At 67.5% G+C, this 20487-nt stretch carries 18 protein-coding genes and 3 pseudogenes; 11 read left to right on the top strand and 10 right to left on the bottom strand.

Annotated elements, in window-relative coordinates; translation table 11 throughout:
- Positions 1-68: 68 nt before the first annotated feature.
- A complete protein-coding gene (locus tag B1A87_RS07980; protein WP_078029388.1) occupies positions 69-1667 on the top strand; it encodes an ABC-F family ATP-binding cassette domain-containing protein in 1599 nt (532 codons plus the stop codon).
- Between the two features lie 205 nt (positions 1668-1872).
- On the opposite strand, the gene B1A87_RS07975 is transcribed toward B1A87_RS07980, so the two are convergent.
- Genes B1A87_RS07975 through B1A87_RS07960 form a run of 4 tightly spaced genes read right to left on the bottom strand, consistent with a single transcriptional unit; the run spans position 1873 to position 3989 of the window.
- The gene (locus B1A87_RS07975) at positions 1873-2352 is read right to left on the bottom strand and encodes a YbaK/EbsC family protein (protein WP_078029389.1); all 480 of its coding nucleotides are present in this window, start codon (positions 2350-2352) and stop codon (positions 1873-1875) included.
- A gap of 3 nt (positions 2353-2355) precedes the next feature.
- Positions 2356-3279, bottom strand: coding sequence for an SURF1 family protein (locus B1A87_RS07970; RefSeq protein ID WP_078029390.1), 924 nt, complete (start codon positions 3277-3279; stop codon positions 2356-2358).
- Positions 3280-3543 carry a hypothetical protein gene (locus B1A87_RS07965; RefSeq protein ID WP_078029391.1) on the bottom strand — a complete coding sequence of 88 codons (264 nt, stop codon included), beginning with the start codon at positions 3541-3543 and terminating at the stop codon, positions 3280-3282. It lies immediately after the preceding gene.
- Positions 3540-3989, bottom strand: a complete 450-nt coding sequence (locus B1A87_RS07960; RefSeq protein ID WP_347033071.1) for a DUF3099 domain-containing protein — start codon at positions 3987-3989, stop codon at positions 3540-3542. Before B1A87_RS07960 ends, B1A87_RS07965 begins: the two co-directional genes overlap by 4 nt.
- A 138-nt stretch (positions 3990-4127) precedes the next feature.
- On the opposite strand from B1A87_RS07960, the gene fabG reads away from it, so the two are divergent.
- Entirely contained in the window at positions 4128-4853 is a 726-nt protein-coding gene (fabG, locus tag B1A87_RS07955; RefSeq protein ID WP_078029393.1) for a 3-oxoacyl-ACP reductase FabG, read from the top strand.
- Here fabG and B1A87_RS07950 read toward each other — a convergent pair.
- Entirely contained in the window at positions 4816-5487 is a 672-nt protein-coding gene (locus B1A87_RS07950; protein ID WP_078029394.1) for an FMN-binding negative transcriptional regulator, read from the bottom strand. The genes fabG and B1A87_RS07950 overlap by 38 nt on opposite strands.
- Before the next feature lie 45 nt (positions 5488-5532).
- Positions 5533-6474: a DMT family transporter gene (locus tag B1A87_RS07945; protein WP_078029395.1), complete on the bottom strand. Its 942-nt coding sequence runs from the start codon at positions 6472-6474 to the stop codon at positions 5533-5535.
- Here B1A87_RS07945 and B1A87_RS07940 point away from each other — a divergent pair.
- The 3 genes and pseudogenes from B1A87_RS07940 (at position 6473) to B1A87_RS07930 (ending at position 9818) form a co-directional block, all read left to right on the top strand.
- Positions 6473-7884, top strand: a pseudogene (locus B1A87_RS07940) (PLP-dependent aminotransferase family protein). The gene B1A87_RS07945 and the pseudogene B1A87_RS07940 sit on opposite strands and share 2 nt — an antisense overlap.
- 179 nt (positions 7885-8063) lie before the next feature.
- The gene (locus B1A87_RS07935) at positions 8064-8816 is read left to right on the top strand and encodes an SDR family oxidoreductase (protein ID WP_078029397.1); all 753 of its coding nucleotides are present in this window, start codon (positions 8064-8066) and stop codon (positions 8814-8816) included.
- A 156-nt stretch (positions 8817-8972) separates the two neighbouring features.
- Positions 8973-9818, top strand: a complete 846-nt coding sequence (locus tag B1A87_RS07930; RefSeq protein WP_078029398.1) for a VOC family protein — start codon at positions 8973-8975, stop codon at positions 9816-9818.
- A gap of 85 nt (positions 9819-9903) precedes the next feature.
- On the opposite strand, the gene serB is transcribed toward B1A87_RS07930, so the two are convergent.
- Positions 9904-10809, bottom strand: a complete 906-nt coding sequence (gene serB, locus B1A87_RS07925) for a phosphoserine phosphatase SerB (RefSeq protein ID WP_078029399.1) — start codon at positions 10807-10809, stop codon at positions 9904-9906.
- A gap of 166 nt (positions 10810-10975) precedes the next feature.
- Here serB and B1A87_RS07920 point away from each other — a divergent pair, with 166 nt between their 5' ends.
- The 5 genes from B1A87_RS07920 (at position 10976) to B1A87_RS07900 (ending at position 14961) form a co-directional block, all read left to right on the top strand.
- A complete protein-coding gene (locus B1A87_RS07920) occupies positions 10976-11761 on the top strand; it encodes an ABC transporter ATP-binding protein (RefSeq protein WP_078029400.1) in 786 nt (261 codons plus the stop codon).
- An 18-nt stretch (positions 11762-11779) separates the two neighbouring features.
- Positions 11780-12565, top strand: coding sequence for a sulfite exporter TauE/SafE family protein (locus B1A87_RS07915; protein WP_078029401.1), 786 nt, complete (start codon positions 11780-11782; stop codon positions 12563-12565).
- A gap of 7 nt (positions 12566-12572) precedes the next feature.
- Positions 12573-13382 carry an RNA methyltransferase gene (locus B1A87_RS07910; protein WP_078029402.1) on the top strand — a complete coding sequence of 270 codons (810 nt, stop codon included), beginning with the start codon at positions 12573-12575 and terminating at the stop codon, positions 13380-13382.
- A 143-nt stretch (positions 13383-13525) separates the two neighbouring features.
- Positions 13526-13783, top strand: coding sequence for a type B 50S ribosomal protein L31 (locus B1A87_RS07905; RefSeq protein ID WP_028267311.1), 258 nt, complete (start codon positions 13526-13528; stop codon positions 13781-13783).
- Positions 13784-13866: 83 nt separating this feature from the next.
- Positions 13867-14961, top strand: coding sequence for a biotin/lipoate A/B protein ligase family protein (locus B1A87_RS07900; RefSeq protein ID WP_185982283.1), 1095 nt, complete (start codon positions 13867-13869; stop codon positions 14959-14961).
- Between the two features lie 10 nt (positions 14962-14971).
- Here B1A87_RS07900 and pepN read toward each other — a convergent pair.
- The 3 genes and pseudogenes from pepN to B1A87_RS07890 all read right to left on the bottom strand — a co-directional run bounded on the left by pepN (position 14972) and on the right by B1A87_RS07890 (position 18762).
- A pseudogene (pepN, locus tag B1A87_RS07895) lies at positions 14972-17607 on the bottom strand (aminopeptidase N).
- Between the two features lie 4 nt (positions 17608-17611).
- Positions 17612-17875 (bottom strand): annotated as a pseudogene (locus B1A87_RS24940) (putative sulfate exporter family transporter); the annotation flags it as partial.
- A 113-nt stretch (positions 17876-17988) separates the two neighbouring features.
- Complete coding sequence (locus B1A87_RS07890; protein WP_395940229.1) at positions 17989-18762, bottom strand: YeiH family protein; 774 nt, start codon at positions 18760-18762, stop codon at positions 17989-17991.
- Between the two features lie 113 nt (positions 18763-18875).
- Between B1A87_RS07890 and B1A87_RS07885 the strand changes: the two genes are divergently transcribed.
- The gene (locus B1A87_RS07885) at positions 18876-20432 is read left to right on the top strand and encodes a circularly permuted type 2 ATP-grasp protein (RefSeq protein WP_078029588.1); all 1557 of its coding nucleotides are present in this window, start codon (positions 18876-18878) and stop codon (positions 20430-20432) included.
- Positions 20433-20487: the final 55 nt, after the last annotated feature.

Below are 20487 nucleotides of genomic sequence, written 5' to 3'. Positions count from 1 at the left end.
GCCCCGGCACCCACCAGATTCCATCCGCTGTGCCGCGGCGTTCCCTGTTGTGAAAGGCCTTACCTGCTTTGATTACCGTCCAGGATCTTGAACTGCGCGCCGGCGCCCGGCTGCTCATGGACCAGGTGAGCTTCCGGATCGATAAGGGAGACAAGATCGGCCTCGTGGGCCGTAACGGTGCGGGAAAGACCACCCTGACCCGCGTCCTTGCGGGCGAAGGCCTTCCGGCGGCCGGCAAGGTGACCCGCACCGGCGAGATCGGGTACCTGCCGCAGGACCCCCGGACCCCGGACATGGAACAGCTCGCCCGGGACCGGATCCTCTCCGTCCGCGGCCTGGACATCGCCGTCGGCAAGCTCCGTGTGGCCCACGAAGAGATGGCCAGCGAAGACGCCGCGGTCCAGCGCAAGGCGATGAACCGCTACGACCGGCTCGAATCCGAGTTCCTGGCCGCCGGCGGCTACGCTGCCGAAGCCGAGGCCGCAGCCATCTGCTCGAACCTCGCCCTGCCGGACCGCCTGCTGAACCAGCCGCTCAAGACCCTGTCCGGCGGTCAGCGTCGCCGCGTGGAGCTCGCCCGCATCCTGTACTCGGATGCCGAGACCATGCTCCTTGACGAACCCACCAACCACCTCGACGCCGATTCCATCTCCTGGCTGCGTGAGTTCCTGAAGAACCACCAGGGCGGGCTGATCGTCATCAGCCACGACACCGAACTGCTCGAAGCGACGGTGAACAAGGTCTTCCTGCTCGATCCCAACCGCGCCCAGATCGACTTCTACAACATGGATTGGAAGCGCTACCTCACCCAGCGCGAAACCGATGAGCGCGCGCGCAAGCGTGAGCGCGCCAACGCGGAGAAGAAAGCCCAGGTCCTCTTCGACCAGGCCAACAAGATGCGGGCCAAGGCCACCAAGGCCGTCGCCGCGCAGAACATGGCCAAGCGTGCGGAACGCCTGCTGGGCGGCCTCGAAGCCGTCCGCGCGCACGACAAGGTGGCAGCCCTGCGCTTCCCGGATCCGTCGCCCTGCGGCAAGACCCCGCTCACCGCCGATGGCCTGAGCAAGTCCTACGGCTCGCTGGAAATCTTCACCGACGTGGACCTCGCCATCGACCGCGGCTCCAAGGTGGTCATCCTGGGCCTCAATGGCGCCGGCAAGACCACCCTCCTGCGCATGCTCGCCGGCGTCGACAAGCCGGACACCGGCGAGGTCGTTGCGGGCCACGGCCTGAAAGTGGGCTACTACGCCCAGGAGCACGAGACGCTCGATGTGGACCGCACCGTCCTGCAGAACATGCGATCCTCCGCCCCGGACATGAACGACGCGGAAGTACGGAACATCCTGGGCTCGTTCCTGTTCTCCGGCGACGACGTCGACAAGCCCGCAGGTGTGCTGTCCGGCGGCGAGAAGACCCGCTTGGCGCTGGCCACCATCGTGGCCTCGAGTGCGAACGTGCTGCTCCTCGACGAGCCCACCAACAACCTGGACCCCGCCAGCCGTGCTGAAATCCTCGGGGCCTTGAGCAACTACACCGGCGCCGTCGTCCTGGTGAGCCACGACGAAGGTGCTGTCGAGGCCTTGAATCCTGAGCGTGTTGTCCTGCTGCCCGACGGCATCGAGGACCACTGGAACGAAGACTACCTGGACCTGATTACGCTGGCTTAAGCCTCGCTTGTTGCGGCTGGCGGCGTATGGTGCGTCCGCTTCGCAGCGCGCGTAATTTGCCGCGTGCTGGCTCGTTCTCCCCACCGTCTCCCTAACCTCGCAAGCTCGGCCAGGGAACCCTGACGGCGTGGGCCCACGCCTTTGACGCACGCTACGCAAATCACCCTCGCCGCTGCGCTAGCGGTCATGTCACCCCCTGCGGGAGCTAACGTACCTGGAGTTCCTTGGCTGCGGTAATTCTTAGCAACTCTTTGTAGGTGATGGAGAACATTGAGTTGTGGTCTCCGGCTCCTGCCCAGAGGAGTTCGTGGCTTTTGAGGGATTCGTCCAGGAGTGTCGTGATTTTCTCCGGGTGGCCTACCGGGGCCACGCCTCCTACTTCCTGGCCTGTGTGGCGGAGGACGAAGTCCGGGGCGGCGCGGCGGATCTTGCCGCCGCCCAGCTGCGAGGCCACCAATCGCACGTCCACCTTCGCCGCTCCGCTGGCCAGGATCAGCAGGGGAGCGCCGTCGAGTTCGAACACCAGGCTGTTGGTGATGGCCGCGACGTCGCAGCCGAGCGCGGCGGCCGCGGCGGCCGCCGTCGGGACTTTTGAATCAAACACCGTCACGGTGTCCTCGGCGCCCAGGGCGGTGAGGGCCTGCTTCACGTTGGCCACAGGTCCGGGAAAGGCATCACGTGTCATCGCTCAGTAGCCCTGGGCATCCAGGATCGCGTCTTCCTCTTCTTCCGCCGTGGGGTGCTTGCGCTTCCGCGGTGCCGGCGGACGACGGCGGGCCCCCGCATTGGCGCCGGAGGCCGAACCGACGGCGCCGCCCGCTGCTTCGGCGTCCTCGGCGTCGATGACGGCGTCCTCGGCGTCGATGACGGCGTCCTCGGCGTCGATGACGGCGTTCCGGGCCTGCTGGCGGGCGGCGTAGCCGAACCCCACAAACATCAGGATGCCGAAGGCGAACCACTGGAGCGAGTAGGACAGGTGCGTCCCCTCCTCAACCGACGGCATCGGGAACGCCTGCGGCATGTCCGCCACGGGCGGTGTCTCGGAGGCGAGCTGCCCGTAAGCTCCCGTCAGGAGCGGGTAGCCCAGCTGCGCGGAATACGCCGACAGGTCGATGGAGGCGAGCTGCCCGTCGGGAGCGCCGCGCTGCAGCGCGGGTTCGCCGTGCTTCAGCCGGACAACGGCGGTGACCTGCCCGGCAGGCGGGGCCGGAATGGAATCCGGGCGCCCCGGGTTGTTGTTTCCGATCGGCAGCCAGCCGCGGTCAACCACCACGGTTTCGCCCGAGACGAGCCTGAACGGCACCACCACTTCGTAGCCCGGCTGCCCGTTGAGCGGACGGTTACGCACAATCCGCTGCCCCGATATGTCGTAGCTGCCCCGGAGCTCCACCTGCGCCCATTCACGGTCCGGATCAAGCTGCCGGAAGTCGTTCCTGGCGTCGGTGAAGCTGATGGGCGTGGCCGAATAATTGGAGGTGACGCGCTGGATCTCGGCGAGCGTTTCGGCGCGCCGGTCCATCTGCCAGCGGCCCAAAAAGACACAACCCGCGGCAAAAATCGCGGCCATCAGGAGATACCCCAGCCATTTGCTGGAGAACAGAAAGCGGTACATTCAGCCGTTCCCGCCGGTCGCCGGTGTGGGCTCAAGCGGGACGGTGTCCTTCCAGAGTCCCCGCGTCTGGAGATAGTCCTCCAGCCATTCCCTGTGCTCCCCGCACGCGAGCCAGACCTTGCGGCGCTCCGGCGTGTGGATCTTCGGGTTGTTCCAGAGCAGCTGCCATGACGCTTCGGCCCGGCAGGCCTTGCGTGAGCACATAGCCGCGGACGCCGGCCCGGCAGTCTCGCCGGTTCCGCCGCCGAGGTTAAAAAGGTTCATGAAGCTTTCTGTCCCCGGTCGTCGTCGTCTTCATCGCTGATCAGTTCGCCCTGCAGCACCGCCGGCGGGTCTTCCGGATACCCGGAGCCCTCCGCTTCCCCGGCCCATTGGCCATCGGCTGCTTCCAGTTCAGCGTACGGAGCGTAGTCGAGCAGGGAGTCGCTGTGGATCTCGGCTTTGTCGGAGCCGTTGGCGATCACCACGGCAATCCACGGCAGGAAGAGGGCCCCGGCCACAGCAACGAGCTTGAACCAGCCATCCACCACGAAGATCAGAACCAGGCAGACCATGCGGATTCCCATGGCCACCGCGTACTTGATCATCCGCTCCCGCATGTCTTCGGAATGCGCTGCAGCCGCGTCCGTGATGCTGTGTACCTCCGGATGACCGGATGCGGCGTCACGCTTCTCGGGCATCGGCTGTCCGGGCTGGTGTTCAGGTGTCACGGCTGTCTCATCACGCTCCAATTGCTACCCCAATTCTCTCACCATCCGGGGGAGCCTCCCAAACGGGGGCTAAGATCGGAGGCAGTAAAAATCCAGCCACCACAGCGGAGCCAGGCTTCGCGGAAACCCGGAGCACTCATGTCTGAAGCAGCAACCACGGCCCGAAGCGTCCTCATCACCGGCGGCAACCGCGGCATCGGACTGGCCATCGCGGAGGCCTTCCTGGCCAACGGCGACAAGGTGGCCGTGACCTACCGGAGCGAATCGCAGCTGCCGGAAGGCATCCTGGGGGTCAAGGCCGACGTCACCGACGAGGCATCCGTTGACGCCGCGTTCGCAGAAGTTGAAGCCGCCCACGGTCCCGTCGAGGTGCTGGTGGCCAATGCGGGCATCACCAAGGACACCCTCCTGCTGCGCATGAGCGAGGACGACTTCACCTCGGTGATCGACACGAACCTCACTGGAGCGTTCCGCGTGATCAAGCGGGCCTCCAAGGGCATGATCCGGCTGCGCAAGGGCCGCGTGGTCCTCATTTCCTCCGTCTCCGGCCTCTACGGCGCCCCGGGGCAGATCAACTACTCGGCCTCCAAAGCCGGGCTCGTCGGCATCGCGCGGTCCCTCACGCGTGAACTGGGCTCGCGCGGCATCACTGCCAACGTGGTGGCTCCGGGCTTCATCAACACCGACATGACCGCCGAGCTCCCGGAAGCCACGCAGAAGGACTACCTCTCCAAGGTGCCCGCCGGGCGCTTCGCCGATGCCTCCGAGGTGGCCAACGTGGTGCGCTGGATCTCCAGCGACGAGGCCGCCTACATCTCCGGTGCGGTCATTCCGGTCGATGGCGGACTGGGCATGGGCCACTAACCGCCGCTGACTTTTCCTGCCTTGCCCGCGCCACGTCGGCGGCAACCTCCGCATGCCCCCGGGCGGCAAGTCCTGCCACCACGCCGTCGACGTCGGCGTCGGGCCGGTTCTGGCTGAGTTTCTTCTTTGCCTCGATCCGGGTGATGAGCAGTTCGACGCCCACGATGGCGCGCAGCTGGCCCGAAATGTAGCGCTCCGGTGCGTCGTCCACGGTCCACGGCTGCTCGGAGCCTGCTTCGTGGAGGTCGGTCAGGCGCCGTACCTGCCGGTTGAGCCAGTCGGCGTCGTCATGAACGGCGAGCTTTCCGTAAACGTGCGCGGTGGAGTAGTTCCAGGTCGGCACCACCCGTCCGTGCGCTGCCTTCGACGCGTACCACGACGGTGAAATGTAGGCATCGCCGCCCTGAATGATGACGAGTGCTTCGCCGATCACAGGTTCAGACCACTGAGGGTTGTTGCGGGCAAGGTGTCCGAGCAGCGCGCCGTGTTCGCCGATCGAGGGGTCGTAGACGAAGGGCAGCATCGTGGCGAGGATTCCTTGCGGGGTTGCGGTCACCAGGTTGGCCGCCGCAGGCCTCGCAAGGCGCTCCTGGACTGCATCGGGGTGGACTGCAAAGTGCTCTGGTGTGTACATGGGATGTCCTTATCCTGGATGAAGAATTCTCGTGGTGGGGGAGCGTCAGGGATTGGGCTGCGTGGTCTGCGGGCTTAGCCGCACGCGGACCGCGGCGCCGGCACAGAGGATGACCGCCAGGCCGCCGGCAATGGTGCTCCAGGTCAGGGCCTCGCCCAGCAGGAGTCCGGCCCAGCAGATGCTCAGGACGGGCTGGACCAGCTGGATCTGGCTCACCTGGGCCATAGGGCCGATGGCGAGGCCGCGGTACCAGGCAAAGAACCCGAGAAACGCGCTGACGATGCCCAGGTAGGCAAGGGCGGCCCACTGCACCGGCGTGCCGGACGGCGGCTGCTGCGCGATGGAGAGTGCCGTCAGGGACGCCATCAGCGGCGATGCGATCACGAGCGCCCAGGACACGGTCTGCCAGGCGCCGAGTTCGCGTGCGAGCAGGCCCCCTTCGGCGTATCCGACGGCGGCCGCCGCGACCGCGCCGAGGAGCAGCAGGTCCGCCCAGTGCAGGTGCCCCAGGCCACCTGACTGCGCGAAGGCAAAGATGATCGCTGCCAGGGCGCCGACTACCGTCGCAATCCAGAAAGCCCGCCTCGGACGCTCGCGCCCGCGGAGAACGGCGGCGGTTGCGGTCGCGGCCGGGAGCAGGGCAATGACGACGGCGCCGTGGCTGGCAGGAGCTGTGGCGAGCGCATAGGACGTGAGCAGCGGGAAGCCTACGACGATCCCGCCGGCCACCACTGCGAACCGCGCCCATTGCGCACCCCGGGGAAAACGCTGCCGGGTGAGTGCGAGGGCGAAGACGGCCAGGGCAGCCGCCAGGAGTGCACGGGCGGATCCGATGAACAACGGGGACATGTTGGCGACGGCCACCCGCGTGAACGGAACGGTGAACGAGAAGGCCGCTACTCCGAGGAGGCCCCACCAGACGCCGCTGGACTGCCGCTCCGGTATCACTGGCCGAATAAGGATAGTAGCGCTACTCTTGTCTCTCATGAGTAACGATAGCAGTTCGAGGATTGCGATGCGACTGCGGGAGTGGATCGCCGGGGCCGCCCCCGGAGCCCGGCTGCCGTCCACGCGGTCGCTGGTTGCCGAGTACCAGGCCAGCCCCGTCACGGTGCAAAAGGCCCTGCAGACCCTGACAACGCAGGGCCTGATCGAGAGCCGGCCCGGCGTCGGTACCTTCGTCCGGGCCGTGCGGACCGCGCGCCCGTCCGACTACGGCTGGCAGACTGCGGCGCTGGGCTCGCCGCAGGCACCTCTTCGCAATGCCTCAGCCGCGATGCGGAGCGCACCGAACGACGTCATCGCCTTCCACTCCGGCTACCCGGACCGCGAACTCCTGCCGGAGCGCCTGGTGCGGGCCGCGCTCACCCGGCCGCCCGCGGCGACGCTGCCTTGTCCCGTCCACCCGCGGCAGGGATGCCGGAGCTGCAGTCCTGGTTCGCGCACGAACTCGGCGCCGCGACCCCGGTCGGGGTCACCCCGCCCGCACCGAGCGACGTCATTGTGCTGCCGGGAAGCCAAAGCGGGCTGAGCTCCATTTTCAGCGCACTCGCCGGCCGGGGGCAGTCGCTGCTCATGGAGTCGCCGACCTACTGGGGAGCCATCCTGGCGGCCTCCCAGGCCGGTGTGCGTGTCGTTCCGGTTCCCAGCGGTTCCGACGGTCCCGATCCGCAGGAGCTGTCCCGGGCCTTCGAAGAGACCGGCGCCCGGATGTTCTACGCGCAGCCGAACTATGCAAACCCCACCGGAGCGCAATGGGCGCCGGGCCGGGGCGAAGAAGTCCTGGACGTCGTCCGCAGGAACGGAGCTTTCCTGGTTGAGGACGACTGGGCGCATGACTTTGGCATCACCACCACCCCGGTTCCCGTGGCTGCCCACGATGATTCCGGCCATGTTGTCTACCTTCGGTCGCTGACCAAGAGCGTTTCCCCGGCCATCCGCATCGCCGCCGTCATCGCCCGCGGCCCGGCCCGCGAGCGTATTCTGGCCGACCGCGGTGCCGAGACGATGTATGTCAGCGGCCTCCTCCAGACGGCAGCGCTCGACGTCGTCACCCAGCCCGGCTGGCAGACGCACCTGCGCGGCCTCCGCCTTCAGCTTCAGGCGCGCCGGGACCTCCTGGTCACCAGCCTGCGGGAGCACGTGCCGCAGGCCCACATCACCCACGTGCCCAAGGGAGGGCTGAACCTCTGGGCGCGCCTGCCCGACGGGACCGACCTCGAACGGCTCGTCCGCGACTGCGAAACCGCGGGGGTGATCATCGCTGCCGGCACTGATTGGTTCCCGGCCGAACCCGCAGGGCCCTTCATCCGGCTCAACTACGCCGGGCCAAACCCGGGGGCGTTCGCGGAAGGGGCACGGATTGTCGGTGCGGTCCTGGAGCGCAACAGCCGCTAGGTACCTGACCTGTCATGGCGGGAGCCGGCGCCGCGCCTGTTCGGGTAGCCAACCGGCCCCGCGGAAACTAGCTGCCCCCACCTTCTTTGTCGCGATCCGACAAGCGGATCGGGCACCTCCGCTGGCATGATGGACTTCAGACCTTCAGTGATTTAGACGTTTGGAACAAAGGAGCTCATATGGGACTGCTGGACAACAAGACCGCCATCGTGACCGGATCCTCGCGCGGAATCGGCGCCGAAGTGGCCAAGATCCTCGCTGGCGAGGGTGCCGCCGTCGTCGTCAACTACCGCCAGAAGGCGCCGCGCGCCAACAAAGTGGTGTCCGACGTCGAGGCTGCGGGCGGCCGCGCAGTAGCGGTCGGCGCCGACCTGACCACGGTTGAGGGTGTGCAGGCCCTGGCGAGCGCCGCCATGGAGAACTTCGGGTCACTGGACGTGCTGGTGCTCAACGCATCGGGCGGCATGGAGTCGGGCATGGAAGAGGGATATGCCCTCAAGCTGAACCGGGACGCGCAGGTCAACATGCTCAACGCCGCGGTGCCCCTCATGAAGGCGGGCTCCCGCGTGGTGTTCGTTACCAGCCACCAGGCTCACTTCATCAACTCGGTGCCCACCATGCCGGAGTACGAGCCCGTGGCCCGCAGCAAGCGTGCGGGCGAGGACGCGCTCCGCGAGCTCCTGCCGAGCCTGGCGGACAAGGGGGTCTCGCTGGTGGTCGTGTCCGGCGACATGATCGAGGGCACCGTCACCGCGACACTGCTGGACCGTTCCAACCCGGGCGCCATCGAGGCCCGCCGCGCCGAAGCCGGCAAGCTGTATTCCGTGGCGGAGTTCGCTGAAGTGGTCGCCAGCATGGCCACCGCCGACGTCGAGTCCGGCCACACGGAGTACGCCGGCGGCGCCGACTATTTCGGCAAGAGCGCCGAGTAGAGATTCCCCGGATCCCGTAGAGGCCGTTGCCCGGGCGACGGCACTCCTCACCAAGAGCTCCGGGCAGTATTGCTGTCCGGAGCTCTTGCCGTCGACGGGGCACCGCCCACGTCCCAGGCGTTGTCACGTCACGCAGGGCCGTTTACGGTTTTATGCATGGAACAGCAACCAGAGGCAATCAGCCGGAGCTATCCGTCAGGTGTTCCGTGCTGGGTTGACACCCAGCAGCCCGACGTGGCGGCCGCCATGGACTTCTACGGCGGGCTCTTCGGGTGGGAGTTCGAGGACGGCGCCCCGCCCGGCACCGCCGGCAGGTACGTGATAGCCCGGCTTGACGGCCAGGAAGCCGGCGCGATCGCCGGCCCGGGAACCGGCGTCCCCGCGTGGCACACGTACGTCGCCGTCGACGACGCGGATGCTGCCGCGCGCCACCTGCTATCGGTCGGCGCCACCCTGAAGTCCGCTCCCGCCGATGCCGGCTCAGGAGGGATCCAGGCGGTGCTGGCCGACCCCGAAGGCGCCGAGTTCCGCATCTGGCAGGCCCGGGAACGGCTCGGGGCGCAGGCGGTCAACCTGCCGGGCGGATGGAACTTCAGTGACCTCCACACGGCCAATATGGACGCAGCGGCCGCCTTCTACGCCAAGGCATTCGACTGGCAGTTCGACACCCTCGACTTCGGAACGATGATCCGCCGCCCCGGTTATGGTGACCACCTGGAGGCCACCGTCGACCCCAACATCAGGGTCCGCCAGTCGGGCGACGCCGTACCCCGAGGATTCGAGGACGCGGTCGCCTGGCTCGTCCCCGCTGCCCCCGGCGAGCGGCCGCTGTGGCACGTGACGTTCACGGTCGCCGACCGGGACCGCACGGCCAGGGACGTCGAGCGCCTGGGCGGCCGCGTCCTGCGGCAGGACGACACCGAGTGGACACGCACCGTCCTGATCCGTGATCCTGGCGGAGCGGTATTCACCGCGAGCCAGTTCACCCCGCCGGCCGGCTGAACCGGGCCTGCTGAACCGACCCGGTCATTATGCCGGGCGCGGTTCAGTCAGGCGCGAAGCAGCCGCCGCCTGCGCCGGCTGCTGCTCAGACGCCGGCGATGTGCCGCACGGCGTCGAGGTACGGCATATTCACGGCGGCGTCGGCCACCGCGCGCACCGCGGGCTTGGCGTTGAACGCCACGCCGATTCCGGCGGCACCGAGCATGTCGAGGTCGTTGGCGCCGTCGCCCACGGCAATGGTGTGCTCCATGGCCACGCCTTCGGCAGCGGCCCACTCGCGCAGGTACTTCTCCTTCGCGGCGCGGTCGATCACGGCACCGAGCACCTTGCCGGTCAGCGCGCCGTCGACAATTTCGAGCTCGTTGGCGATCCAGTAGTCCAGGCCAAGATCCTCGGCGATGGGGCGCAGGATCTGGTTGAAACCGCCTGACACCACGGCCACAACATGGCCGGCAGCCTTGAACGCCGCCACCAGCTCCGCCGCTCCCTCGCTGAGCTTCACTTCTGCCCGGACGGAATCGACGACGGCGGCCGGCAGCCCCGCGAGGACCGCCACCCGCGCGTGAAGGCTCTGGGCGAAGTCCAACTCACCGCGCATGGCGGCTTCCGTGACGGCAGCCACTTCATCGCGCTTTCCGGCATAGGCGGCGAGCAGCTCGATGACCTCCTGCTGGATCAGGGTGGAGTCCACGTCCATGATGAGGAACTTGCGTCCGGCCTGGCGCAGCTCGGCCGGCACGATGGCAGTGTCAACGCCGGCCCGTCCTGCGTCCTCTTTCGCCGCGGCGACGCGGTGCCGCAGCCCGGCGATATCGGCCGCAGATCCGGACGGCACCGAGAAATCAACGGTGCAGACGTCATAGCGGCCGTCGCCGCTGCTCGAGGCGGCTCCGAATGTCGCACCGGAACCGGCCAGCAGGGACCGAAGGCTTTCCGGTTCCGAGGGGGACAATTGCACGCCGTAGCTGACCGCGGTCACGTTCGAACTCATGGCTGCAATCTTAGCCAGCGCAGCGGTGCCGCCCGAATTCGTTTCGCGGACCGGCCCCGGGCCGGGTCCGGTCCAGGGCCGGTCCGCAGGCGTACGGCCGACGCACCGGCGGGGACAACCGTTTCAGTTATCAGTCGCACCGCGTTTTGTCCTAGTGTCTACTTCTATGAGTGATGTTCTTGAAATGGCCGCCGTCAGCGTTGTCCGCGGAGCCAAAACGCTCCTGAGCAAGGTTGACTGGCAGGTCAAGGAAGGCGAGCGGTGGGTAATCCTCGGACCCAACGGCGCCGGCAAGACCACACTGCTTCAGATCGCCGCCGCCAGGCTCCATCCCACGAGCGGCATGGCAGGCATCCTGGAGGAAATCCTCGGCTCCGTGGACGTCTTCGAACTGCGCCCGCGGATCGGGCTCTCCTCTGCGGCACTCGCCAACCAGATCCCCGAGCACGAGAAGGTCCTCAACGTCGTCGTCACCGCGGCCTACGGCGTGACCGGCCGCTGGCGCGAAGGCTACGAGAAGGACGACGAACGCCGGGCCTTTGCCCTGCTAAATGAATGGGGCATGGGTCCGCTGCTGAACCGCCCGTTCGCCTCGCTGTCCGAGGGTGAGCGCAAGCGCGTCCAGATCGCCAGGGCGCTCATGACGGACCCCGAACTGCTCCTCCTGGACGAGCCCGCAGCCGGGCTTGACCTTGGCGGCCGGGAAGACCTCGTGCACCGGCTCAGCCAGCTGGCCATGGACGACACCGCTCCCGCGATCGTGCTGGTGACGCACCACCTTGAGGAAGTCCCGCCCGGCTTCACGCACGCAATGCTCATGCGCGACGGCGGCGTCGTGGCCGCCGGGCCGGTGGGCGAGGTCCTCACCTCCGGCAACCTCAGCGAGACCTTCGGCCTGCCGCTCGACGTGTCCGTCAATTCCGGCCGATACACGGCAACCGCCAGCCGCTGACAGGGCGGCCGGCACAGCGTGGAGTTTTTCAGCGGCATACTTGTGTTCATCGCCGGCCTCTGGGCCGGCACCATCAACAGCGTTGTCGGATCGGGCACGCTCGTCACTTTCCCGGTGCTGATCGCTCTGGGGCTCGCACCCGTCACAGCGTCCATGAGCAACGCCATGGGCCTCGTGGCGGGAGGCGCGGCGGGAGCCTGGGGATACCGCCGGGAGCTGAAAGGCCGCGGTCGGCAACTCCTGCGGCTGCTCCCGGCTTCGCTCCTCGGCGGCATATCCGGTGCGTGGCTGCTTCTCCACCTTCCCGAAAAAGTGTTCCACTACGCCGCGCCGGTGCTGATTGTCCTTGCCCTGCTCATGGTGGTCTTTCAGCCGCGGCTGCAGCGCTGGGTGCGCAACCGCGAAGAGAACCCGGAGCATGCGCTCCGGGACAAGCACCACAGCGTGCTCCTCGTGATCCTCGTCTTCCTGGCCGGCGTCTACGGCGGCTACTTTGTTGCCGCCCAGGGGATTCTGCTCGTAGGCATTCTCGGCATCTTCATGACCGGCACCATCCAGAACGCCAATGCCATGAAGAACATCCTGGTGCTCGGGGTCAACCTCATTGCGGCGATGTCCTACCTGATGTTCGCGTTCGACCGGATCAACTGGACCGTGGTGGCCATCATCGCCGTCAGCTCGCTCATTGGCGGCCTCGCGGGCTCCAAGGTGGGCCGCAGGCTGTCGCCGCCGGTGCTGCGGGGCGTCATCTTCGCCCTCGGGCTGGTGGCGCTCGGCTTCATGATCGCTAATCTGCTGAAATAATCGGCCGGTGACTTTCCACTATCTCGAATCCGCTGACGATCCCCGGGTTTCCGACTACACGCAGCTGACCGACGTCCACCTGCGGAAGCTCCGGGAACCGGCCGAGGGCATGTACATTGCGGAATCCTCCCGGGTCCTCCGGCGGGCGCTGGCGGCCGGCCACCGGCCGCGGTCGTTCTTCCTCGCCGAAAAGTGGCTCGCGGATCTGGCCGACATTTTTGAGCTGTATCCGGACGTGCCCGCCTACATCGGGGGCGCCGGCCTGCTCGAGGAGATCACCGGCTTTCACCTGCACCGCGGGGCCATGGCCGCCATGCACCGGCCCGCGCCGGTTCCGCTTCCCGAGCTGCTGGCCGGGGCCCGCAGGGTGGCGGTGCTTGAAGACATCGTGGATCACACCAACGTCGGGGCCATCTTCCGCTCGGCGGCAGCCCTCGGCGTCGACGCCGTCCTCGTGTCGCCGCGCTGCGGTGATCCGCTGTACCGGCGCAGCGTCCGCGTCAGCATGGGCACGGTGTTCCAGGTGCCATGGGCGCGGCTGGAGTCCTGGCCGGCGGACCTTGCCGTCCTCCGGGACCAGGGATTCACTGTGGCGGCAATGGAGCTCACCGGAGACGCCGTGGACCTCGACGACCTGGCCGCGCGGAATCCGGAGAGGCTCGCGCTGGTACTGGGGACCGAAGGTGCCGGCATGAGCGCGGAGACCCTTGCCGCCGTCGACCTCGCCGTGAAGATCCCGATGCGCGCCGGAGTTGACTCGCTCAATGTGGCGGCGGCGTCGGCCGTGGCATTCTGGGAGCTTCGGCCGCGGACGTGACGGTGTTCGTCACGCGCCCGCGGATCCGCTATTATTGATAGCTGGCCGCCCAGCGTCTTTTGCTTGCTCTTGATGCGGACCGCGGCCATCCCATTCATACCTGGCAGCTGGCAAAATCCAGCGCTGTGAACAAAGGTCCCACTATGAAGTCTGATATCCACCCGAAGTACGAAGCTGTTGTTTTCAACGACCTGGCTTCCGGCGTCAAGTTCCTGACCAAGTCCACCGTGTCTTCCAAGAAGACCATCGAGTGGGAAGACGGCAACACCTACCCGGTCATCGACGTCGAAATCTCCTCCGAGTCCCACCCGTTCTACACGGGCAAGCAGCGCATCATGGACTCTGCAGGCCGCGTCGAGCGCTTCAACGCTCGCTTCAAGGGCTTCGGCGGCAAGAAGTAACTTACTTCTCCCCAAGGTTCTCTGGAAAAGCCCGCACCGGCAACGGTGCGGGCTTTTTGCGTTCGTGGGGCAGGATGGAACTCATGACTGGCACGCCGCTGAACGCAACCGACTCTGACGCCCCGCGCCTGCACGGCGAGTACAAGGTCCCCGGCGGCAAGCTCGTCGTCGTGGATCTCGACGTCGCCGACGGCGCCTTCGCCGACGTCTCCCTGAGCGGCGACTTCTTCCTCGAACCCGATGAGGCGCTGCTGGACATCAACTCCGCGCTCGAGGGACTCCCGGAAAGCTCGACGGCGGCCGAGATCGCCGCCGCCGTGGTGGCGTCGCTTCCGGCGGAGGCCGTGCTCTTCGGCTTCTCCGCGGAGGCGGTGGCCGTGGCGGTGCGCAGGGCGCTGTCCAAGGCAACCCACTGGAGCGACCATCACTGGAACATCATTGCGCCCACCGTCCTGCCGACTCACATGAACGTGGCGCTGGACGAGGTGCTCACCGAAGAAGTCGGCGCAGGCCGCCGCAACCCCACCCTGCGCTTCTGGGACTGGGAGGAGCCGTCCGTGGTGATCGGCAGCTTCCAGTCGGTCCGCAACGAGGTGGACCCCGACGGCGTGGCCCGGCACGGGATCACTGTGGTCCGGCGCATCAGCGGCGGGGGAGCGATGTTCATGGAGGCGGGCAACTGCATCACCTACTCCTTGTACCTGCCGCAGACCCTTGTGGACGGCATCAGCTTCGCGGACTCCTACGCGTTCCTGGACGCCTGGGTGATGGCAGCGCTGAAGCAGCTCGGCATCAACGCCTTCTACGTGCCGCTCAATGACATCGCCACCGATCAGGGGAAGATCGGCGGCGCCGCGCAGAAGCGGCTGGCCAACGGAGGCATGCTTCACCACGTCACCATGAGCTACGACATCGACGCCGACAAGATGGTGGAAGTGCTCCGGATCGGGAAGGAAAAACTCTCGGACAAGGGGACGGCCAGCGCCAAGAAGCGGGTTGATCCGCTGCGGCGACAGACCGGCCTGGCCCGGACAGAGATCGTCGCCGCCATGATGGACGTGTTCTCCGGCAGGTACGGTGCCACGCCGTCGGAGCTCACCGGCGCGGAACTGGAAACCGCCCGGCAACGGGTGGCGTCCAAGTTCGGTACCCACGAGTGGCTCTACCGCGTGCCGTAGGCGTTCCGGTTTAGCTGGGCAGGCCGGCGAGGGACGCGGCCTGCGCCGTGAGCGCGCGGTGCAGGTGCTGTCTCTTATACACATCTAGATGTGTATAAGAGACAGCGCCCGCGGCGCGTCCGGGCGGGCCGCCAGCCAGGCGTCCGTGCGGGCGATCACCGGGTGGTCTTCCGGGGAACCGTCAGCCCGGGCCAGATCACGGGACGCGGGGTAGAGCCCGCGGACAATCCGGCTGGCGATCTCGATGCTCCGTTCCGCCCACACCGTTTCCAGGCAACTGAAATACGGTTCCACGAAGGGATCGAGCAGCTCCTCGGCGCCGGTGTTGAAGCCGGCGATGGTGGCGCTGAGCAGCTGGTTGGACAGTTCCGTGCTCCGGACCGCCGCGTCCCAGGCGGCCGCCTTGACAGCGGCGTCCGGCCTCGCCGCGAGTGCCGTGGCGTGGCCGGCGCGGCCCGACGCAGTGGTGTCCCGCGCCAGCTCGGCGTCCAGTTCGGCTTCGCCAGCCATGCCGTGGGCCGCCAGCGCGTGCCACAGGCTCCACCGGAGTTCCGCGTCGACGGCGAGGCCGGGCACGGCGGCCGTGCCGTCCAGCATGCCGCGGAGCAGGTCCAGCTGGCCGGCGTCCGTGCGGCTGAGCGTGGCGAGCGTCCTGGCCCATGCCAGCTGCTGGTCGGAGCCGGGCGCGGCCCTGCGCAGCTCCGTGGCCGCCGCGGCCACGAATGCGGCGCGCACCTCGTCACGCTCGTCAGCCGGCACATAGTGTTCCAGGGCGGTGGAGGCGTTCCCGAGGACGTTCAGCAGCACGCCGATACCCGTCTCGGACGGGGCAAAGCGGCGGACGGCCTCCACGTAGCGGACCGCCGGCGTGACGCCGTCCCTGGCCGAATTCCACAGGGCGGTCCAACACAGGGCACGGGCCATGGGGTTGCTGATCCGGTCCAGCGAGGCCCGGACCGTTGCCTCCGAACCGGGATCCAGCCGGACCTTGGCGTAGCTCAGGTCCTCGTCGTTGACCAGCAGCAGGGCCGGCCGGGCCATGCCTGCCAGCCCCGGAACTTCCTCCGCTGCCCCGGACAGGTCCGTCTCCACCGACCCCGTGCGGACCAGCATGCCGTCGGCGTCAAAGTTGTACAGCCCGATCCGCAGGCGGTGCGGGCGCAGCTCCTGCCGGCCGGACGCGGGGTCCGGGGCGTCCTGCAGCAGGGTGACCCTGTCCAGCACACCGTCACGGGCCTCCAGCTCGACGCTCAGCGTCGAAATCCCGGACGTCTGCAGCCACTGCCGCGCCCACACGGCAAGGTCCCGCCCGGACGATGCGCTGAGGGCGCCGAGCAGCTCCGCCAAGGTGGTGTTGCCGTACTGGTGGTCCCTGAAGTACTGCCGGGATCCCGCCACGAAGGCATCGAAGCCGACGTACGCCACGAGCTGCTTGAGCACCGACGCGCCCTTGGCGTAGGTGATGCCGTCGAAGTTCTGTTTGGCGGCCTCGAGGTCGGGGATGTCGGCGACGATCGGGTGGGTGGTGGGCAGCTGGTCCTGGACGTACGCCCAGGCCTTGCGGTTGTTTGCGAAGTTGACCCAGGCCGTGTCCCAGGCCGTGGCGCGGTCCACCCCGAGAGTTCCCATGTAATCGGCGAAGGATTCCTTGAGCCACAGGTCATCCCACCACTGCATCGTGACGAGGTCGCCGAACCACATGTGCGCCATCTCGTGCATGAGCGTATTGGCGCGGCCTTGGTACTGCGAGTCGGCTGCCCGTGAGGTGAAGACGTAGTTCTCCGTGAAGGTGACCAGGCCGGGGTTCTCCATGGCGCCCAGGTTGTATTCCGGCACGAAGGCCTGGTCATACTTTCCCCACGGATACGGGAAGTCGAAGAGGCCGTTGAAGAAGTCGAGCCCCTGTTTGGTGAGGTTGAACAGCTCGGCGGTGTCGAACGACGCCGCCATGGACGCCCGGCAGTAAAGGGCTAGGGGCACGTCCAGCCGCGTGCCGTCGTCGAGCGCTTTGCCCCAGTGGTCGGCGGCCTTGAAGTACGGGCCTGCCAGGACGGTGGTGATGTAGGTGGACACGGGCAGGGTCGGGGCGAACTCCCACCGGCTGGCGGCGGCGTCATCGGCCAGCGCGAACCGCCCCGACACGGCACCGTTGGAAGCGACCTCCCAGCCGGAAGGGGCGGTGACGTGGAAGGTGAACCGCGCTTTGAGGTCCGGCTGCTCGAAGTTCGCGAACACGCGGCGGGCGTCGGCGGGCTCGTACTGCGTGTACAGGTAGCACTGGCCGTCGGCCGGGTCGAAGAAGCGGTGCATGCCCTCGCCGGAACTGCTGTAGAGGGCCGTCCCGGTGACGGTCACCTCGTTCTCGGCCCGGAGGTCGTCCAGCCGGATCCGGGAACCGTCAACGACGTCGGAGACCGCCAGTTCCGTGCCGTTAAGGACCACGCTGCTGACGTCCCGGCATATGAAATCCAGGAAGGTCGAGGCGCCGGGCTGGCTCGCCGAAAAAGTGATGGTGCTTCGGCTGGGGTAGCCGGAGACGTCGGGATCCGCCGCGTTGCGGACGTCGAGGGAGACGTCGTAGCTGTGCGTGGAAATCAGGGACGACCGTGCTGCCGCTTCATTGCGCTTGAGGTTCTCATTCGACACTCAGCTATTGAATCATGAGCAGCGCGGCTCCCAGGCCGAGGACCGCGATCAGGAGCCATGCCACGAGGGCAGCCAGCAGCGCACGCAGCCCGGTGTGGAGCAGGGTGCGGATGCGGACCGCGGATCCCAGCCCGAAAAGCGCGGCTCCCAGTAGAAGGTCCTGCAGTCCGGCCGCCGCGTCGAGCCAGCCGGCAGTGAGCCAGCCCGTGGACCGGAGCGCTACCATCGCCACGAAACCGACGACGAACAACGGCACCACGGGCGGCAGCGCCTCGGCCTCGGTCCCGGCTGCCGCGGAAGGCTGACCCGCCGCTCCCCTGTCTCTTATACACATCTAGATGTGTATAAGAGACACCGCCGAGCGCTGTCTCTTATACACATCTAGATGTGTATAAGAGACAGCTGCAGTCCCGCGGCGGCCGCCATGGGCGCCAGCAGGATCACGCGCGTCAGCTTAACAACGACGGCGAGGCCCAGCGCCGCCGGCCCGGCGGTCTGCGCTGTAGCCACCACCTGTCCCACGTCGTGCACAGACGCGCCGGTCCACGCGCCGAAGACCTCGGCGCTGAGGTTCAGCGGATGGACCAGCAGCGGCAGGGCACCGATGGCCAGCGTGCCGCACAGCGTCACAAGGGCCACCGGCAGGACGGTATCGGCATGCCGGATACGCCGCACAGCGGCCATGGCCCCGATCGCAGACGCACCGCAGATCGAGAATCCCGTGGCAATGAGCAGGGAGGCCTCCCGCGGAAGCCGGAACAGCCGGGAAATGCCGTAGGTCCCTGCGAAGCTGGCCAGCACCACCGCCGTAATCAGCAGCAGTGACCCCCAGCCGAGGCCCAGGACGTCGGTGATGCCGACCTTGAGCCCCAGCAGGACGATGCCGCCGCGCATGAGGTGCTTGCCGGCGAAATCCAGTCCTGGCCGTGCCCGCCCGGCCGCCCAAACGGCCGTAAACGGCAGATTGGCGGCCAGCAGCCCCAGGACCACGGCCAGGGTCATGGCAGGCAGGGCCGGGACGCCGGCGTGGAGGGCGAAGGCGAGTGCCAGGGCCACGAGGGCCGTCAGCAGTCCCGGCAGAATGCGGGTAAAGTTCTCATGCATCACCCCGCGCAGCTGCCGCCGCATCGGCGTCGGGAATCGAAAGTCTGGCACGTCCCAACCATGCCGGACACCGGCGGCAAAAGACCAACCGGGAGGACCCCTCCAACACGCCACGGACGGGTCCGGTAATGAATTCGCAACAAAAAGGTGGTTGGCTTATGACCATGTCTGACCTATTCCAGGATTACTCCGAGGCGGCCGGCCGCACCGGCGCCTACGACGAGATGTTTGCCCCTGGGCAAGTGGCCCGCAAGTCCTACGGGCAGGTCGCGATTGCCCTGCGCGAGCTGTCACTGGCTGACGTGAGCGCCCGGGCGGACTCGATGGCACGGACGTTCCTGGACCGTGGCGTGACCTTCGATTTCGCGGGGGAGGAGCGCCCGTTCCCGCTCGACATCGTGCCGCGGGTGATCCCCGCCGACGAGTGGGACGTCCTGGAGCGCGGGGTGGCGCAGCGCGTGCGGGCCCTCGAAGCGTTCCTTAATGACGTCTACGGCAAGATGACGGTAGTTTCCGACGGCGTGATCCCCAGGCAGCTGGTCACCACCAGCGCACACTTCCACCGCGCCGTGCACGGCTTCGAACCGGCCGGCGGCGTGCGCGTGCACATTTCGGGAATCGACGTCGTTCGCGACGCAGCCGGCACCTTCAGGGTGCTGGAGGACAACGTGCGAGTGCCGTCCGGTGTCAGCTACGTGCTGGAGAACCGGCGTGCCATGGCCAAGGGCCTCCCCGAAGCCTTCGGCCAGCAGCTCATCCGGCCGGTCGAAGAGTACCCGCGCAGGCTCCTGTCCGCGCTGCGGAAAACGGCGCCGTCCGGCGTCGACGACCCCACTGTGGTGGTGCTGACCCCCGGTGTCTTCAATAGCGCGTACTTTGAGCACACACTGCTCGCCGGCCTGATGGGCGTCGAACTCGTCGAGGGCCGCGACCTCATCTGCCGCGGCAACCGGGTCTACATGCGCACCACCGCCGGTGAACAGCGCGTCGACGTGATCTACAAGCGGATCGACGACGACTTCCTGGACCCGCTGCAGTTCCGCGCCGATTCCATGCTGGGCTGCCCGGGCCTGGTCAACGCTGCGCGCGCCGGCGGCGTGACCATCGCCAACGCCGTGGGCAACGGCGTGGCGGATGACAAGCTGGTCTACAGCTACGTACCGGACCTGATCCGCTACTATCTCGGCGAAGAACCCGTCATAGCCAACGTGGACACCTTCCGGCTGGAGGAAAAGGAAGCCCGCGAACACGTCCTGGACCGCCTCGCCGAACTCGTCGTCAAGCCCGTGGACGGCTCCGGCGGCAAGGGCCTCGTCATCGGTCCGGACGCCTCCAAAGACGAGCTGGAGGCCCTGCGCAAGCGGGTCATCGCCGACCCCCGCGGCTGGATCGCCCAGCCGGTTCTGCAGCTGTCCACCGTGCCCACGCTCAGCGGAGACAAGTTCGGCCCCCGGCACGTTGACCTCCGGCCGTTCGCGGTCAACGACGGCGACGACGTCTGGGTCCTTCCCGGCGGACTGACCCGCGTTGCGCTGAAGGAGGGCTCGCTGATCGTGAACTCCAGCCAGGGCGGCGGGTCCAAGGACACCTGGGTGCTCGCGGATTCCCCGCAGGTGCCGGTAGAGCGGCTGCCGCGGCAGTCCGTCACCGTCCGGGAGCGCGTGTCCGTGTGGCCGGTCGAGAGCAACTGGCGCGACCGCCAGTCGGAGCAGCAGCAGTGACGCCTCCAGTTTTCATGCCCACATCCACCACCATGCTCGCGCAGGAGGTAGCCGC

The organism is Arthrobacter sp. KBS0703 (genome assembly GCF_002008315.2).
GTDB lineage: Bacteria > Actinomycetota > Actinomycetes > Actinomycetales > Micrococcaceae > Arthrobacter.
Note: the sequence above shows the minus strand (reverse complement) of the source record. Positions and strands in the feature narration are given on the sequence as shown.

What these genes read in the sequence shown, in the direction of transcription:
- B1A87_RS07970 (WP_078029390.1), bottom strand. Translation starts at nt 3,279, where the DNA reads ATGTACCGCTTTCTGTTCTCCAGCAAATGGCTGGGGTATCTCCTGATG.
- B1A87_RS07885 (WP_078029588.1), top strand. Translation starts at nt 18,876, where the DNA reads ATGTCTGACCTATTCCAGGATTACTCCGAGGCGGCCGGCCGCACCGGC.
- B1A87_RS07950 (WP_078029394.1), bottom strand. Translation starts at nt 5,487, where the DNA reads ATGTACACACCAGAGCACTTTGCAGTCCACCCCGATGCAGTCCAGGAG.
- B1A87_RS07975 (WP_078029389.1), bottom strand. Translation starts at nt 2,352, where the DNA reads ATGACACGTGATGCCTTTCCCGGACCTGTGGCCAACGTGAAGCAGGCC.
- B1A87_RS07965 (WP_078029391.1), bottom strand. Translation starts at nt 3,543, where the DNA reads ATGAACCTTTTTAACCTCGGCGGCGGAACCGGCGAGACTGCCGGGCCG.
- B1A87_RS07920 (WP_078029400.1), top strand. Translation starts at nt 10,976, where the DNA reads ATGAGTGATGTTCTTGAAATGGCCGCCGTCAGCGTTGTCCGCGGAGCC.
- serB (WP_078029399.1), bottom strand. Translation starts at nt 10,809, where the DNA reads ATGAGTTCGAACGTGACCGCGGTCAGCTACGGCGTGCAATTGTCCCCC.
- B1A87_RS07945 (WP_078029395.1), bottom strand. Translation starts at nt 6,474, where the DNA reads ATGAGAGACAAGAGTAGCGCTACTATCCTTATTCGGCCAGTGATACCG.
- B1A87_RS07900 (WP_185982283.1), top strand. Translation starts at nt 13,867, where the DNA reads ATGACTGGCACGCCGCTGAACGCAACCGACTCTGACGCCCCGCGCCTG.
- B1A87_RS07905 (WP_028267311.1), top strand. Translation starts at nt 13,526, where the DNA reads ATGAAGTCTGATATCCACCCGAAGTACGAAGCTGTTGTTTTCAACGAC.
- fabG (WP_078029393.1), top strand. Translation starts at nt 4,128, where the DNA reads ATGTCTGAAGCAGCAACCACGGCCCGAAGCGTCCTCATCACCGGCGGC.
- B1A87_RS07930 (WP_078029398.1), top strand. Translation starts at nt 8,973, where the DNA reads ATGGAACAGCAACCAGAGGCAATCAGCCGGAGCTATCCGTCAGGTGTT.
- B1A87_RS07935 (WP_078029397.1), top strand. Translation starts at nt 8,064, where the DNA reads ATGGGACTGCTGGACAACAAGACCGCCATCGTGACCGGATCCTCGCGC.